Source organism: Carnobacterium divergens DSM 20623, from assembly GCF_000744255.1.
GTDB lineage: Bacteria > Bacillota > Bacilli > Lactobacillales > Carnobacteriaceae > Carnobacterium > Carnobacterium divergens.
The window spans coordinates 1194865-1211417 of the sequence record NZ_JQLO01000001.1 but is presented as its reverse complement, the minus strand read 5'-3'; the positions used below and the strand labels follow the sequence as shown (position 1 = coordinate 1211417).

The 16553-nt window shown below is 34.6% G+C and carries 15 protein-coding genes, 1 tRNA gene and 1 riboswitch; of the genes, 9 read left to right on the top strand and 7 right to left on the bottom strand.

Annotated elements, in window-relative coordinates:
• Positions 1 to 22 precede the first annotated feature (22 nt).
• From BR52_RS05925 to BR52_RS05915, 3 genes are all read left to right on the top strand, one after another.
• Entirely contained in the window at positions 23 to 415 is a 393-nt protein-coding gene (locus BR52_RS05925; protein ID WP_034570273.1) for a MerR family transcriptional regulator, read from the top strand.
• 88 nt (positions 416 to 503) lie between these two features.
• Positions 504 to 1838: a type I glutamate--ammonia ligase gene (glnA, locus tag BR52_RS05920; protein WP_034570271.1), complete on the top strand. Its 1335-nt coding sequence runs from the start codon at positions 504 to 506 to the stop codon at positions 1836 to 1838.
• 137 nt (positions 1839 to 1975) lie between these two features.
• Positions 1976 to 2049, top strand: a tRNA-Arg gene (locus BR52_RS05915).
• 73 nt (positions 2050 to 2122) lie between these two features.
• On the opposite strand, the gene BR52_RS05910 is transcribed toward BR52_RS05915, so the two are convergent.
• Together BR52_RS05910 and BR52_RS05905 are read right to left on the bottom strand one after the other, a co-directional pair.
• A complete protein-coding gene (locus BR52_RS05910) occupies positions 2123 to 3238 on the bottom strand; it encodes a low temperature requirement protein A (protein WP_034570268.1) in 1116 nt (371 codons plus the stop codon).
• 120 nt (positions 3239 to 3358) lie between these two features.
• Positions 3359 to 4834 carry an amino acid permease gene (locus tag BR52_RS05905; RefSeq protein ID WP_051915647.1) on the bottom strand — a complete coding sequence of 492 codons (1476 nt, stop codon included), beginning with the start codon at positions 4832 to 4834 and terminating at the stop codon, positions 3359 to 3361.
• 75 nt (positions 4835 to 4909) lie between these two features.
• Positions 4910 to 5082, bottom strand: a riboswitch (Lysine riboswitch).
• 459 nt (positions 5083 to 5541) lie between these two features.
• Here BR52_RS05905 and BR52_RS05900 point away from each other — a divergent pair.
• Positions 5542 to 7443, top strand: a complete 1902-nt coding sequence (locus BR52_RS05900) for an endonuclease MutS2 (protein ID WP_034570265.1) — start codon at positions 5542 to 5544, stop codon at positions 7441 to 7443.
• A gap of 48 nt (positions 7444 to 7491) precedes the next feature.
• Here BR52_RS05900 and BR52_RS05895 read toward each other — a convergent pair whose 3' ends face one another.
• The gene (locus BR52_RS05895; protein WP_034570262.1) at positions 7492 to 7869 is read right to left on the bottom strand and encodes a winged helix-turn-helix transcriptional regulator; all 378 of its coding nucleotides are present in this window, start codon (positions 7867 to 7869) and stop codon (positions 7492 to 7494) included.
• A gap of 151 nt (positions 7870 to 8020) precedes the next feature.
• Between BR52_RS05895 and BR52_RS05890 the strand changes: the two genes are divergently transcribed.
• Entirely contained in the window at positions 8021 to 8815 is a 795-nt protein-coding gene (locus BR52_RS05890; protein ID WP_034570259.1) for an SDR family NAD(P)-dependent oxidoreductase, read from the top strand.
• A gap of 21 nt (positions 8816 to 8836) precedes the next feature.
• Positions 8837 to 9700, top strand: coding sequence for an aldo/keto reductase (locus BR52_RS05885; protein WP_034570256.1), 864 nt, complete (start codon positions 8837 to 8839; stop codon positions 9698 to 9700).
• Positions 9701 to 9748: 48 nt separating this feature from the next.
• Here BR52_RS05885 and BR52_RS05880 read toward each other — a convergent pair whose 3' ends face one another.
• Both BR52_RS05880 and BR52_RS05875 read right to left on the bottom strand, forming a co-directional pair.
• Positions 9749 to 10423: an ABC transporter ATP-binding protein gene (locus tag BR52_RS05880; RefSeq protein ID WP_034570253.1), complete on the bottom strand. Its 675-nt coding sequence runs from the start codon at positions 10421 to 10423 to the stop codon at positions 9749 to 9751.
• Positions 10423 to 11511 (bottom strand): ABC transporter permease, encoded by a 1089-nt coding sequence (locus BR52_RS05875; protein ID WP_034570251.1) that lies wholly within the window; start codon positions 11509 to 11511, stop codon positions 10423 to 10425. Before BR52_RS05875 ends, BR52_RS05880 begins: the two co-directional genes overlap by 1 nt.
• Before the next feature lie 256 nt (positions 11512 to 11767).
• Between BR52_RS05875 and BR52_RS05870 the strand changes: the two genes are divergently transcribed.
• A complete protein-coding gene (locus tag BR52_RS05870) occupies positions 11768 to 13045 on the top strand; it encodes a CHAP domain-containing protein (protein WP_034570248.1) in 1278 nt (425 codons plus the stop codon).
• Between the two features lie 89 nt (positions 13046 to 13134).
• On the opposite strand, the gene BR52_RS05865 is transcribed toward BR52_RS05870, so the two are convergent.
• Entirely contained in the window at positions 13135 to 14511 is a 1377-nt protein-coding gene (locus BR52_RS05865) for a sensor histidine kinase (protein WP_034570245.1), read from the bottom strand.
• The gene (locus BR52_RS05860) at positions 14508 to 15179 is read right to left on the bottom strand and encodes a response regulator transcription factor (RefSeq protein WP_034570244.1); all 672 of its coding nucleotides are present in this window, start codon (positions 15177 to 15179) and stop codon (positions 14508 to 14510) included. Before BR52_RS05860 ends, BR52_RS05865 begins: the two co-directional genes overlap by 4 nt.
• A 253-nt stretch (positions 15180 to 15432) precedes the next feature.
• Here BR52_RS05860 and BR52_RS05855 point away from each other — a divergent pair, with 253 nt between their 5' ends.
• Together BR52_RS05855 and fabT are read left to right on the top strand one after the other, a co-directional pair.
• Complete coding sequence (locus BR52_RS05855; RefSeq protein WP_034570242.1) at positions 15433 to 15780, top strand: hypothetical protein; 348 nt, start codon at positions 15433 to 15435, stop codon at positions 15778 to 15780.
• A 306-nt stretch (positions 15781 to 16086) separates the two neighbouring features.
• A complete protein-coding gene (gene fabT, locus BR52_RS05850) occupies positions 16087 to 16548 on the top strand; it encodes a fatty acid biosynthesis transcriptional regulator FabT (protein WP_034570239.1) in 462 nt (153 codons plus the stop codon).
• Positions 16549 to 16553 lie beyond the last annotated feature (5 nt).

Sequence of the window (16553 nt, the reverse complement as noted above, 5' to 3'; positions counted from 1 at the left end):
AGTAATTGAAAGGAGGACTAAAATGAAAGAGAAAGAGCTTCGCAGGTCAATGTCTGTTTTTCCGATTGGTACAGTTATGAAACTGACGGATTTAACAGCTAGACAAATTCGTTACTATGAAGAACAAGATTTGATTCACCCTGAACGAAATGATGGGAACAGAAGAATGTATTCTCTTAATGACATTGATGTTCTCTTAGAAATTAAAGATTATTTATCTGATGGAATCAATATGGCAGGTATCAAGCGGATTTATGAATTAAAAGAAGTAGAAAAAGAGAAAAAAATGATGGAGCATACTAAAGTAATGACGGATGATGATGTGCGACGAATTTTACATGCAGAATTTTTATCAGTAAGTGGTTTTAGTGGCAATGGTCCAGATCAATCTATGAATCCTAGTCGTATGATTTAAAAATGTTTGTTAACCATGTTTGCTTTTTTTAGGATGATAAAAAAAGAGACCACCTATAAATAACCTAATAACGGGGGGAATAGATAGAATGCCAGAATTTACAAGAGAACAAATCACCAAGATTGCGAAAGAGGAAGATGTACGTTTTTTACGTTTAATGTTTACAGATATTATGGGAATTATTAAAAATGTTGAAGTTCCAATCAGTCAGCTGGAAAAAGTATTAGACAACAAAATGATGTTTGACGGATCTTCAATTGAAGGTTTTGTACGAATTGAAGAAAGTGATATGTATTTACGCCCAGATTTAACTTCTTGGTTGATTTTTCCTTGGGGAACTGGAAAAGGCAAAATTGCGCGTTTAATCTGTGATATCTACAATCCTGATGGGACTCCATTTGCTGGCGATCCTCGTAGCAATTTAAAACGAGTATTAAAAGAAATGGAAGAATTTGGCTTTACCTCTTTCAACTTAGGACCAGAGCCTGAATTTTTCTTATTCAAACTAGATGAAAAAGGTGAACCAACTCTTGAGTTAAATGATAAAGGAGGCTATTTCGACTTTGCACCAACAGACTTAGGTGAAAATTGTCGTCGTGAAATTGTCTTACAATTAGAAGGAATGGGCTTTGAAATTGAAGCTAGCCACCATGAAGTAGCGCCAGGTCAACATGAAATCGATTGGAAATATGCAAATGCAATTGAAGCATGTGATTATATCCAAACCTTTAAACTTGTTGTCAAAACAGTAGCTCGTCAACATGGACTTCACGCAACCTTTATGCCAAAACCGTTATTTGGTGTAAATGGATCAGGGATGCATTTCAATATGTCTTTATTTACAGAAGACGGCAATGCCTTTTATGATGAAGAAGGCGATATGCAATTAAGTGAAACAGCTCGTCAGTTCTTAGCAGGTGTTTTAAGTCATGCAAGAGCCTACACTGCTATTTGTAACCCGACAGTGAATTCATACAAACGTTTAGTACCTGGCTATGAAGCGCCAGTTTATGTGGCATGGAGTGGACGTAATCGTTCACCGTTAATTCGTGTTCCAGAATCTCGTGGCTTATCAACAAGAATCGAGCTACGCAGTGTTGACCCAACAGCAAATCCATATTTAGCTATGGCTGTTTTATTAAAATCTGGATTAGATGGAATTAGAAATGAAATGGTAGCACCAGCTCCCGTTGATCGGAATATTTATGTGATGACCGAAGAAGAACGTCACGAACGTGGCATTAATGATCTTCCATCAACGCTCCACAATGCGATTAAATACTTGCGACAAGATGAAGTTGTGAAAGCTGGTTTAGGTTCTCATATCTACAATAATTTTGTTGAAGCCAAACGTTTAGAGTGGGCGGCGTTCCGTCAACAAGTTTCAGAATGGGAAAGAGAACAATATTTAGAGTTATACTAAAATAAATGCATAAAAAAGGAATCCTTTGAGTAGGATTTCTTTTTTTTTAAATAAAAATTAACTTTTAATGGATTTTCTATTGACTTTTTATACAATATTGCATATAATAAATCTTGTCGTTGAAAGAATATTGACTTGTCTCAATAGCTCAGCTGGATAGAGCATCCGCCTTCTAAGCGGACGGTCGGGAGTTCGAATCTCTCTTGAGACGTAAATGAAAAAACTGCATAAATATTAAAAAACCACATGATGAGAATCCTGTGGTTTTTTTGATGAAGAAAAAACTAAACGGAAGTTTCTTCTTCATATTGGATTAAATTGTCTATCAAAGAAGCAATCCCAATTAAGAGAAGCATCCAAATAGGAGGCACGACTAAATACAAAAGGAATCCAGTTAATAGAAAGATTGAAAGACCTAATCCAATAATTTTTCTGAAAGTTGCTCTTGAAAATTTCTTTTTAGGATGATAAATAAAAATAAAATGTTTCGCGCTATAGAATAAGAAAAAAGAAAATGCGAGTAAAAGATCGATTAATTGCAATGGCAATACCTGATGAGCACCTAAGTGTAGTGCTGCTGCAAAAAGAGTGATGGCAATTAGCATAAACAAATTGCTATAGAGTAATAATTGTCCATTCGTTGTCTGCTCTTTATCAATCACCAAGTCTAACCGATCATAATAAGATTTCCAAAGCAAGACAATGACGATAAAAGCAATGCCTACATAAAATAGTGTGGAGACAATCGTTGTTTGTCCATTTAAAATAGCAATCAAAGCAACCACCGTTTCTCCAAAGCAAATTAATGTAAATAAGCCTAACCGTTCAGCTAAATGACCGACATCAACAGGAGCAGCTGTTAATTTTTTGTGATTTATCAATGGGATAGCGATGTCTAAAAAGATTCCTAGGAACAAGACGAAATAACGAGTAAATCCATTGAAAAATAAAGAAGTACTGGATAAAATAAGTGAAAGTGTAAAGAAATTCGTTAATAATAAAATGACTTTTTGATCGGCTTTATTGTCAATGCAACGCTTCACCGAATGATACTGTAAAATCGTCATAAAACGAATGCCGATAAATCCAATTAAAAAGGTGAGATAGGTTTCATTAAAGTTTAAATTAAAGCTTGCAGTCATTAGCATCACAAAAAACATTTGCATAAACATGTAATAGTGAGGCTTTTTCAAACTAAGACCGTAACGATTGAAAAACATTGTTTGACCTGCCCAAGCCCACCACATGGGGATAATCATTAATAGGTATTCACCAATAATCGTAAAAAAATCTTGTGGCTGGTTATTAACAGTTGTTAATAAATGGTTGGTTGAAGAAATAGCTACAACAAAAACCAAATCATAAAATAATTCTAACCAACTAACTTTGCGTTCTTCCAAAAAAATTCCTCCTAAAAAGCGTGTTGCTATTTATTTTCTCATTTATAGTGTACACTTTTCTTGGGAAAATGATAGTTTTTAGTAATGAAAAAGCCATTAGAATAGTCTAATGGCTTTTGGTTATTCTTTATGTCGAGATAAATCAACTTCTTCAAGGGGGATAAGCTTCGTTTTAAATTTAATTTTGTAGTAACTAAACAAAATAATAAACAGTGGAACACTCATATAGGTAATTCCGATTGCTTGCCAATTAAAATCTTTAAAGGCTTGAATATCTTGTCCAACAATAACTAAAATACATAAGAATAAAGCGAGTAGGGGACCAAATGGGAACCATTTTGCTTTGTATTTAAGTTCGCTTAAATCATGACCTTGTTTAATGAAGGCACGACGGAAGCGATAATGAGTTAAAGCAATTCCAATCCAAGCGATAAACCCAGTTAAACCACTAGCAGCAACAAGGAATAAATAAATATGTGTTCCGAAAATACTTGAAGCAAAAGCAAGTGTACCAACAAAAGTAGTTAACATCAAAGCGAAAATAGGAATTCCGCGATCATTAATCAATCCAAAAATCTTAGGTGCTTGACCATTTTTAGCCATTGCCCAAAGCATTCTTGTTCCAGCATACATACCAGAATTTCCAGCTGATAACACAGATGTTAAAATGACTGCGTTCATCACACCAGCAGCAGCAGCTAAGCCAGCACGTTTAAAGACAAGTGTGAAAGGACTAATGGCGACATCTCCAGCTCCGCTACCTAACAAATTAGGACTTGTATAAGGAATAATAGCAGAGATAACAAAAATGGCTAAAATGTAGAATAATAATATACGCCAGAAGACTTGTTTAATAGCTTTTGGAATACTTTCTTCCGGAGTTTCAGATTCCCCAGCAGTAATTCCAATCAATTCCGTTCCTTGAAAAGAAAAACCAGCCACTACGAAGACAGCTAAAATTGAAGGAATCCCGCCAACAAAAGGTGCGTCCCCAATTGTAAAATTCGTTAATCCATCATGGTGACCGCCGATAATGCCAACAATAGTTAAAATACCAACCACTAGAAACACCAAAACAGTGATGACTTTAATAATTGAAAACCAATATTCTGCTTCGCCAAAAGATTTGACAGATAAAGCGTTTAGTAAAAATAAAATAACCATAAAAACTGAACTAAAAATCCAACCTGGTACATCAGGAAACCAAAAATTCATAATTAAGGCAGAGGTACTGATATCAACGGCTAGCGTAATTGCCCAATTAAACCAATAATTCCATCCCATCGCAAATCCCATCGCAGGATCAACAAAACGAGTTGCATACGTACTGAACGAACCAGAAACGGGTAAGAAAGTGGCCATTTCACCTAATGAGGTCATTAAGAAAAATACCATTAATCCAATTGCGGCGTAAGCTAGCAAAGCCCCACCAGGACCGGCAGTTGAAATAGCAGATCCACTGGCAACGAATAAACCAGTTCCAATACTTCCTCCAATCGCAATCATTGAAAGATGGCGTGTTTTTAAAGCGCGATTCATTGTATTCTCTGAACTCGCCCCAGCGCTTTTTGTTTCTTCTTTTCTTGCGTCAATCATGACTAAAATTCTCCTTTTTAAACCATAAAAAAAGTCCCCCTACCATCCAGTGGTAGGAAGACTGAGGCTTCCATGCAGTAAGATAGCGCAACGCTTAAAGATAAGCGACAGTTCTCGGCTTATTCAACCTAAGACCCAACAAAAAGATGACAGTTTTTTGTTTCGGCAAAAATTCCTTTCACTAGTCTTCACAGGTTTTGTCAAACCTCCAACTAATTACTGATAATTGTTGCACCTCTATTTTTTATAAGTTTTAATTTAACTTCATGAATAATCATACGTTGAATCGCTAAAAAATACAAGGGCAAAACGAAAAAAATAGTATTCTATGATTTTATTGACTTTTAACTAACTAACAAGTAAAATAAAATCAATTAGTAAGTATTCTGAATGAACAATAAAAAAATAAGAGGTGCTTTTTGTGAGTGGAGTCTGTATCTAACTAGGCCAATTAAATAAACTAATTAAACAATTAAAATTCCTATAGGGGAATCGTTTATTTAGTTTACCTAAAAAGATACCTGACTTTTCATAAAAAACTCAATCTAACATCACTTTATCCTAGTGATGCTCATTGTAATTTTTTAAAGCTACGGGTTTCCTGTAGCTTTTTTTGTACCTACTATCTATTAAAAAGATTTTTGTTTCATTCAGAAGAAATAAAAAAGTCAGTTATCTTTGTAAAAAACTTACAAGGAGTATAAAAAATGAATCAACAAACAAATGAAAAAATCCAATTAACCACACTATTAGAAAAAGTAAAAAGCTATACCGTCAGCTCACTTGGTAAAAAAAGATTAGATACGTTGGAGCCAACGGCTAATTTAACAGTCGTCAAGCGTCGTTTAAACGAAACAGCAGAAGGAAGAACACTACTAGATGCAAAGTTACACATGCCGTTTATGGGCTTAGGAATGATTGATCACCTAGTTACGCAATTAGAAAAAGGCCTTGTATTAGATGCTGGAGAATTGATAGAATGCGCTGATTTTTTAAGAAGCTGTCGTCTAATCAAGCAATTTATGGAGAAAAATGACTCATTGGCACCTTTACTAGCAACTTACAGCCAATCAATGGAAACTTTTTTATTGATTGAAGAAGATATTTATTTTTCAATCAAAAATGGTCAGATAGATTCAGAAGCAAGTAAAGAATTGAAAAAAATTCGCCGTTTAATTGCTGAAAGAGAAAGCAAAATTGACGAACGATTGAACAAATTTTTAAAAAATAAAACGAATCAGCCGTATATTCAAGAATTTTTTGTTAGCAAAAAAAATGAACGGTTTACAATTCCAATTAAAGCATCTTATAAAAATCAGGTAACTGGAACAATCATAGAAACGAGTAGCAAAGGTACGACGGTTTTCATAGAACCTACCAGTGTGAGCAAGTTGAATGATGAAATTTTTGAATTAAAAATGGCAGAAGCAACTGAAACGTATCAAATTTTAGCAACTTTATCAGGCTTAATTTTAGAAAATCTGCAATCAATCAACATTAATTTAGAACTCATTGCAGAATATGACTTGATTTTTGCTCGAGCGAAATACAGTCGTGAAATAAATGGCATCACGCCAAAGCTCAACACAGAAGGGTATATCCATTTAATCGATGCCAAGCATCCGCTGTTGGGTGAAGCAGCTATCCCGCTTAATTTTAAAGTAGGAAAAGAGTACCGAGGATTAGTTATTACCGGTCCGAACGCTGGCGGGAAAACAGTGGTTTTAAAAACAGTCGGGCTACTTTCACTTGCGACAGCATATGGGTTACAGATAGATGCAAAAGCGGGCACAGAAATTGCCCTATTTGACCAAATATTTGTGGAAATCGGTGACAGTCAAAGCTTAGAAAATGCGCTGAGTACCTTTTCAGCCCATATTAAAAGTATTGCTGAAATGATGGAATTAGCAAAACCAAATAGCTTGCTTTTATTTGATGAAATTGGTAGTGGGACAGAACCAAATGAAGGAGCAGCATTGGCAATCGCTATTTTAGAAGAGTTTTACCAAAGAGGCTGTATTGTTGTCGCGACGACCCATTACGGCGAAATTAAACGTTATTCAGAAGAGCATCCTGATTTTATGAATGCAGCTATGGCTTTTAATCAAGATACGATTACGCCTTTGTATCAGTTAATTATTGGGGAATCTGGTGAGAGTAACGCCTTGTGGATTGCTAAAAAAATGAAATTGAAGTTAAGTGTTATTGAGCAAGCACATTTATATCAAACGTCAAAAGCATATAACGTCGAAAAAAAATCATTTTCAATAAATAAAAAGAGCAAGGAAGAAGATACAATCATTACAAAGGAAACCGTGGACTTCAAAAAAGGAGACCGTGTTTTACTAACCGAAAAACAAAAAGCTGGGCTTATCTATTCTTATGATGAAAAACAAGAAAAAGCGACTGTTTATATTGAAGGTGAGCTGCTAGAAGTTCTTTCAAAGCGTTTAAAATTAGAAATTCCAGCGACAGAATTGTACCCAATGGACTACGATTTAGCAAGCCTCTTTGTCAGTTATAAGGAACGAAAAGAAGAGCATGACATTCAACGTGGGTCAAAAAAAGCGTTAAAAAGAATTCATAAAGAAATCAAGAAACAGCAATAAAAAACCAATTGTCCTGCTTATTGGGGGACAACTGGTTTTCTGCTATTTTTAGTCAATTTCAGGACAATCAGATTTTGATAATAGTGTGACATCATTGCCTTCTTCGGCAAGTTTTTGGACTCTGATTTCTCCCCATGAACAAAGCTGATCCAGAATAGTGCTAAGAGTAAGGCCATATGCACTTAATTCATATTCGACTTTAGGTGGAACTTGTGAGTAGACGATGCGATTTACTATTTGATCCCTTTCTAACTCACGCAATTGTTGCGTCAGCATTTTTTGAGTGATTCCTGGAATGGCTTTTTTTAATTCATTTGTACGCATTTTTTGATGACGTAGGTTACAGAGAATAATTGGTTTCCATTTTCCTCCAATTACTTCCATCGTTGCTTCAACACCAATATTATAAGTATACGTTGTTTTCATATAAACCTCCACTGCTGTATTGATTTTTCATTATAGCATATTAAGGGGAGTAAGGTACAAAAAAGTACCTATAACACAAAAAAGTGCGTACTTGTAAAAAAGAATACCTACTCTATAATAAGCATATAAACCGATCAGGGAGGCAATGAATATGGAAATACAACTAAGAGGAAAACTTGTATTAGTAACAGGATCAACAAAGGGAATTGGCCTTGGAATTGTTAAGGAAGTTGCTAGAGAAGGCAGCGATGTGATTATTAATGGTCGAGATAAGGAAGGGATTAACACATTGGTAGCTTCATTAAAAGATGAATTTCCTACAGTCTCATTTTATGAAGCACCTTATGATTTATCAACCGACTTTGGGATTCAACAGTTAAAAGAAAATTTTCCAAAGATCGATGTATTAGTGAACAATTTAGGTATTTTTCAACCAATGAACTATTTTGAGATTGAAGAAAACGACTGGACAACTTTTTTTAAAACCAATGTTCTAGCTGGAAATGAATTAGCTAAATTTTATTTACCTAAAATGCTTGAGCAAAATTTTGGTCGCATTATTTTTATCGCTAGTGAAGAGGCGATTATGCCATCTGGTGAGATGCCGCAATACAGTATGACGAAAACCATGAATTTGTCACTGGCTAAAAGTTTATCAAAATTAACAATTGGAAGTCAGGTTACTATCAATACCGTTATGCCAGGCCCAACTTTAACTGAAGGGGTTGAAAAAATGATTGAAGAGATGTACAAAGGCAGTTCACTATCTCGTGAAGAACAGCAACAAGCATTTATGAGGGAACATCGTCCAATGTCTCAAATTCAACGTTTAATTGAACCTTCAGAAATTGGTCGGTTTATTGCCTTTATTGCCAGTCCGTTAGCAAGTAGTTTTTCTGGCGAAGCACTAAGAATTGACGGCGGAATGGTTCCCACTATAGTTTAAAAAAGAAAAGGAGCAATAAGAATGAATACAAAAATACCCTCATTTAAATTAGAAAATACAATCGAAGTCCCACAATTAGGTCTAGGGGTTTTTCTTGTAGAAGATGAACAAGAATTAACACAGTCTGTTTTAGCAGCTATCAAACACGGTTATCGTCATATTGACACAGCAGCAATCTATCATAATGAAGCACTAGTAGGAGAGGCACTACAAACAAGCGGGATTCCTCGCAGTGAATTATTTCTTACGTCAAAAGTTTGGAATGACGCCATCACTTATGAGGACACGATAGCAGCTTTTGAAACAACCTTAAAAAAATTAAAAACCGATTATTTAGATTTATATTTAATCCATTGGCCTAGTGAAGGTTACCTTGAAAAATGGCGTGCATTAGAAGCTTTGTATGAAGAAGGAAAAATTCGTGCCATTGGCGTTTCAAATTTTGAAATCAATCATTTAGAACAATTAATGCAAGAGGCAAAAATTAAGCCGATGATCAATCAAGTGGAAACAAATCCCTATTTTCAACAAACGGAGCTACATGATTATTTAGTGAAACAAGGAATTCAACATGAAGCATGGGGACCTTTAGGTCAAGGGAAAGGAAATGTTTTAGAAGATAACGTTATTCAAGAATTGGCTGAAAAATATCAAAAAACACCTGCCCAAATTATTTTACGTTGGCATTTGGATCGCCAAGTGATTGCAATTCCTAAATCAATTCATGAAACGCGCATCCAAGAAAATCGTGAAATTTTTGATTTTCATTTATCAAAGGAGGATCTTGTAAAAATGGCATCGATTGATAAAAATCAACGTGGTGGAGCAGATCCAACCGATGATGCTTGGTTAGTAGAAACGACAAAAATGTCACTGAGTGAATAACATGAAAAAAAGCAAGCTCTTTTATAGAGCTTGCTTTTTTTACTTCGTTTAAACAGGATACAGTTGTCCATCTTCAATGCGCAGAACGCGATCGACTAATTCTAAAACACGTTCATCATGGGTCACCATCACAGCGGCTTTATTATTTTTATGAACCTCTTTAGCAATCATTTCCACTACTTGATAGCCTCTTTGAGAGTCTAAACTTGCAGTTGGTTCATCTGCTAAAATAATATCTGGATCATTCATTAAAGCGCGAGCAATTGCTACACGTTGTTTTTCGCCACCAGATAGTTTATCTGGATATTGATTTAGGCGATGTTTTAGACCTAAATCGGTTAATAAATCGAGTGCACGTTGTTTATGTTCATCCTTTGATCCACTTAATTTTGGAAGCAATAATAATTGATCCAAAACGGTTAAATATGGAATCAAATTGCCACCTTGAAAAATAAAGCCGATTGAATTAAGACGTAAGTTGGTCCATTGTTTTTGGTTTAAACTATTCAAGGAAACATTGCCGATTCTTACTTCTCCTTCACTAGGAGATAGTAATGCTCCAGCAATAGAAAGGAACGTACTTTTACCAGCGCCACTAGGACCGACAATCGCGACAAATTCTCCTTCTTTTACCGTTAACGAAAGGTTTTTTAACACTTCAATTTGTTCTAAACCATCTTGATAATATTTTGAAATTTGATTTAAGACTAATTTATCTGTCATTAGTTATTCCCTCCAATCGCTTCAATGGCATCTACTTTAGCAACGCGGTACAGTGACAATAACGAGCCAATTAATGCGACTGCTAAAAATAGTAATGAAGAAGCCAGTGCTGTAATAGGTGTTAAATTAAAAGGCATACTTTCAGGTAGTAATGCGGCAACACCATAAGTTAAAAGATTTCCAATTAAAAGGCTTATAACGGAAAGCGTAGCAATTTGTGAGAGCAAACTTTTAGCCAAGTAACTTGTTTTAGCACCAATGGCTTTCAACATTCCAAATTGATCAACTTTTTGAATTGTAATAACATAGAAGAAAACAGTTAGGACAAAGGCTGCAATGATATATAAGAAAGTGATCATCATGGTTAACGAACCTTGTTCCTCTGAATAACCAGGAATATTCGTTACGATGTCGTTTTTACTGGCTGTGACTAAATCCGAATAATTTAAAGTCGTTGCTTTATCCTCAGTGATATCTAATGCAATTGCATTATACGTGTTGTCAGCTGCTTTTTGAGGTACTTGAACTTCTTTCCATTGAACAGGAGTTAGGAAAACTACACCAGTATGACTGTAAGTTTGTTTTTTAGTAAATCCTGTAATTTTAAAGGTCTGATTTGTTGCCGCGTCTTTAATCGTAGATCCAAGAGAGTAGCCTTGATTTTTCAATTTTTGATCTGCAACGACTTCGTTACTTCCACTTTTTCCCAAATGACCGTCTGTTAATTCAGGCTTTAAGAAACTAGTTGAATCAAATGAAAAATAAGAGACGTCCGTCTTATTTGTATCTTTTTTCGTACTAACGGTACTCATTTGAACACGAAGTCCAGTAGCTTTTTTTCCAAGATCTTTTTCAACGTCACTCACTTGTTTTTCAGTAACAGTCGAACGTGCGAAACGATTATCTGAATCTTTTTCAATTAAAAAATAAGAAGCTGCACTTTCCTTAATCGCTGAAGCGTTGTCACTTGCTAATCCATTAGCTAAACCTGTTACGAATAGTACTAACCAGATAATCATGATCATAATCAAAGCGATTAAGCTATATCTTAATTTTGTATGTTTTATTTCACGCCATGCTAAAAACATTTTTCCTCACTCCTTCTTGTTGATAGTTCTATCATAGCCTAGCTATATGAACTGGAGATGAACGGGAAATTACAAAAGAAACAACTAACACTTTCTTTGGTAAAGATTTTTGAAAGAATCGTGACTGGATTTTGATTGGATATAAAAAGATAGATGTTATTTTTATGTAATACAATAATTGTACCTAATAAAAAATTATTTTAAATTGAGATCTCATTAATAATTATTAGGAAAAAAGAAGAGAGAAGGTTTTTTTATGGTATTAATTGGTGATGATTACCCGGTGAAGTGGAAAAATTTACCCCTGGATGCAGCAGTAGATTCTTGGGGGATGTATACAAGGGAGTGTACATCATTTGTTGCAAATCGTTTGAGTGTAGTAAATAAATTTAATATTACTAGACCACCTAGTAATTGGAATGCAAATGTATGGGGACAAAATGCACAAAATTTAGGATATCAAGTAGATAAAAATCCAACAATTGGTTCAGTTGCATGGTGGAATGCTGGTTTTCACGTTGCGTGGGTAGCGGATGTGAAAAATGGATTGGTTTTAATTGAAGAGTATAATAACCCAGCCTATTCAGGAAATTATAATAACAGATGGATCAATGCAGGTGCTGTTGATGGATACATTCACTTTAAAGATTTACCAAATGTACCAGAAGCGCCAAAATTACCGCCAAAAAATCCAGCTCAAGCTATTTCAAAAGGAATTAATTATGAAACACACGTGAGTAAAGTGGGATGGATGAACAATGTAAAAGATGGTGCGCTTTCAGGATCAACAGGGTACAAATTGCCAGTAGAAGCCATTAGAATTATTGGGAGACTTAGTAATGGATCAGTAGAATATCGGGCTCATGTTTCAACCATCGGTTGGATGCCTTGGGTTAAGAGTGGTCAGGTAGCAGGAACGACGGGACAATCTAAGGCAGTAGAAGCCATTCAAGCTAGATTAACAGGAGATGCGGTAAATTATTATAACTTAGAATATCAAGCCCATGTTGCTGAAAATGGATGGTTAAGCTGGGTGAAAGATGGGCAAACAGCAGGGACAACAGGTCAGAAAAAAAGTCTTCAAGCAATTAAAATGAAGTTAGTTCGTAAGCCAATTGTTCAAGGAACATCTAAACCTGTAGCAAAAGGTCTAGCTTATCGGATGCATTTAGCTAAAGAAGGATGGTTAGGATATGTTACAAATAATCAAATGGCGGGTACAACGGGCTTAAGTATTGAAGGGCAGTGTATCGAAGTATATGTGGATGGTAAAAAAGAAAATGTTAAAATTGATGCCCATGTAGCTGAAAAAGGTTGGATTGAAAACGTTGGAGGAACAGTTGGAAAACAATTATCATTACAAGCGGTAAAAATTTCTTTAAAAAATGGATTAGAGAAACAATACAATATTTCATATCAAGTTCATGTAGCAGAAAAGGGTTGGATGGCATGGGTGGAAAATGGAGCTGTAGCAGGAACAACTGGACAGAAACTAGCTATTCAAGCAATAAAGATTAAGCTTATAGCAAAGTAATAAAACAATAAGTTAATTTTTCTTTAGAATTAGAAATATTAGATAATAATAATAGGAGGTAGAATCTATTCTGATTCTACCTCCTATTATTATTTTGGAAAAGTAATCGTAAAGGTTGTTCCAGTTTTTTCGGAACTAGAAACTGAAATGGTACCACCATGCAACTGAATGATTTTTTTTGTAATAGCTAACCCCAGACCACTACCACCATCAGCATTGCTGCGATTTTCATCTACGCGGTAAAAACGGTCAAATAAATAAGGTAACTTTTCTGGATCAATTCCTGGTCCATTATTGTAGATAGTTAGAAGTGTTTGATCAGCTTCATCTGAAAGTGTAATAGTGATTTCGCCGCCTTGTGGAGCATAACGAATGGCATTTGTTATTAAATTTTGCCAGATTTGATATAAAAAATTCTCATTTCCTAATACGAAGGTAGGGGGCAATTCTGTTACGATGTAAAGATCCTTTTCTTGCCACTTCCATTGCATGAGTTTTAAATAATGTTTGATTTGTTGATGAATGGCAACTGACTGCTTTTGTATTAATTGATTTTCATTGTCTAAATAAGCTAGTGTCAAAAGTTGTTTCGTCAAGCTAGAAAGTCGTGAAGTTTCCGTTTCGATTATTGTTAAATAATTTTCTCGTTGTTCTAAAGATAGTTTCTCATCTTTTAAAATCGAAGTAAAACCTTGAATAGAAGTCAAAGGAGTCTGAATTTCATGGGAGACATTGGCAACGAACTCTTGTCGCGCCTTTTCGGCTTTATTCAATTCTGTTGTCATTGTTGCAAAGGAATTGGTTAATTGACCAATTTCATCTTTTCTTTTAGTGGGATGGATTTCAACGGATTGGCCGTCTGTAATTTCTTTTGTAACAGTTGTTAACCTTTTAATAGGAGAAACAATAAAATAGCTACTTAAAAAAATAAGAATAAAGCCAATTAAAACACTAAATACAAGCAACATCACTAAGAAAATTCGCAACTCACCAAATTGCTTGGTAGGGTCTGATCGAATAAAAACAGCGCTGGTTTGTTCGCTGTTTTCTATCGGAAATCCAATAGTATTTCGTAAATCATTGTCAAAAAAACCTGTAATAAAAATGCTCTTTGGAAAATTCGCAATCCCATGATAAATGGTTCCGTCTAAAACAGACTGAATGACTTCTTTTTCTAACGTTTTCTTTCTGAACGAATCACCGTATTCGATATCGGTGCCATCAGGTTTGACTTGATAAATTTCATAGCCAAGCTGACTAATGTGGTTGAAGTAGCTTTCTTGATTTAAGGTCGGATTTTCGTTATAAAATTGTTGAATATCCTTTGCTACATAAGTTAATTTTTGATCGTTGATAGGCTTTAGGTGGTATTGATAATACACATTTGAAATCAAAAAAGCCACGCCAATACTTACAATCATCACTAAAAAGGTAATGGCTACGATCCGTTGATAGAGGGTCTTCATACCTGCTCCTCCAATCGATAGCCAAGCCCGCGAATAGTAGTAATCGCAACACCAGAATCCTTGGTCAGATGCTCTCGTAATCGTTTGATATGAACGTCTACAGTTCTGTCATTTCCTTCGTAATCCATACCCCAAATAGATTCAATCAATTCATCACGAGTAAAAATTTTTTTAGGATAGCTGGCAAGTTTCGTTAGCAATTCAAATTCCTTTAATGGAAGAAAAAGCTCTTTACTTCCTAGGGTCACAAGATAATTCTTTTGATCAATCGTTAGTTTTCCAATGGTAATTAACGGGTTGTTCGGAATTTGATACCGTCTAAACAGTGCATTCATTCTAAATTCAAGTTCTTTTAATTCAAAAGGTTTGGTCATGTAATCATCAGTCCCTGCTTGGAACCCTTTTTCTTTATCTACAATTTCTCCTTTTGCAGTCAATAAAATAATCGGAATGCTGTACTGTTGTCGAATTTCCTGACAAACTTCATATCCGTTCTTTAGAGGCATCATAATATCTAAAATCGCTAAATCAATCGAATGGGTTTCGATAGCATCAATAGCCTCAGCTCCATCTGTTGCAGTCACTACCCGATAAGACAATGATTCAAGAAAACGCTGAACCATTTTATTAATATTTGAATCATCATCGGCAATTAAAATTGTTTTCATGATCATACGTCCTTTAATCGTAAAATTTTTCCTATAACCTAGGTGAATCTAGTTTAACAAACTTTTAAAGAAATGTAGACTATAATTGTCTTTTGTTTTCTAGAAAAGAAGGTAAAAAAGATTCGGTATCGAGATAAATTAATAAATAATGAACAAATTCTAACAAATAGAAGTGAAAATGTGGTATAATGAGATATTAAGTGTTATGATATTTTGTTTATGTAATCACGAAATAAAGAAATGAGGGATTTACATGGGAAATAAAATCACTAACGAAATTCAATCAGTTGTTGAAACCGAGCTTCGTAAAGGTGCAAGTAAGTCAAGAATTGCAACGCTTTTGGGCGTACCCTATGAAGAAGCAAATGCAATTATTGATGCAGTTAAAGAATCATTTAGACCAGATCTAGGTGATGAGATTAAATTTACTTTTAGAGATGAAAAGATGGCTGGCGTTATTAAAAAACTATTAACCAACAGTGCTGTCGTTGAAATTTTTTGGGAACAATCGTCTCCAACAATGAAAGATATTTGTGAAACAAAAACGATTGTGAACTTTAAAGACATAATTGAAATTACAAATGCAGAGGCTACTTCATAACTAGCAGTTTAAACATTTAATAAAATAAACAACCTATTGAAGCGAAACTTATCGAAAATAAGGTTCGTTTTTTTTGTATTTTCGTATATAAAAAGACAAATTCTAGGATAAATAGTTTGATATTCAAAATAAAATTAAGTACTTGAAATGCCTATATAAAGGTCTTTTTTTGTTTGTATAAAAAATTTTTTTAAAATAAACTTGACACTTTTAGTAAAAAATAATATAGTTTGATAGTCAAACAATTTGAACATCAAAGCAATTGATTACAATGAATGACGAAATATAAGAAATGGAGGAGTTGATGTGGCAGACTCATTTGAACTGATTAATGATTACTTAGTTGAAGTGTTTAACGAAATATTGATTATTGAAGAGACAGCATTGCAAAATAGCAGTTTCCAAGATGTATCAATCAAGGAAATGCATACCGTTGAAGCTATTGGTATGTATCGTAAACGAACAACTTCTGAAGTCGCTAGAAAATTATCGATCACTGTTGGAACTTTAACTGTTGCGGTCAACAATTTAGTGAAAAAAGGCTATGTTGAGCGAATTAGAAGTGAAAATGATCGACGAGTAGTAAAGCTTGGACTTACTAAGAGAGGACGATTATTGTATCGTCTTCATGACAAATTCCATAAAGAGATGGTAAAAGAAACCGTAGAAGGAATGAACCAAGAAGAGATTGAAATTCTAATCAAAGGTTTAGGGAATTTACATGGTTTCTTAGATAAAACCCAAAATAAATTGAAAGAACAGGGCTGAAATGA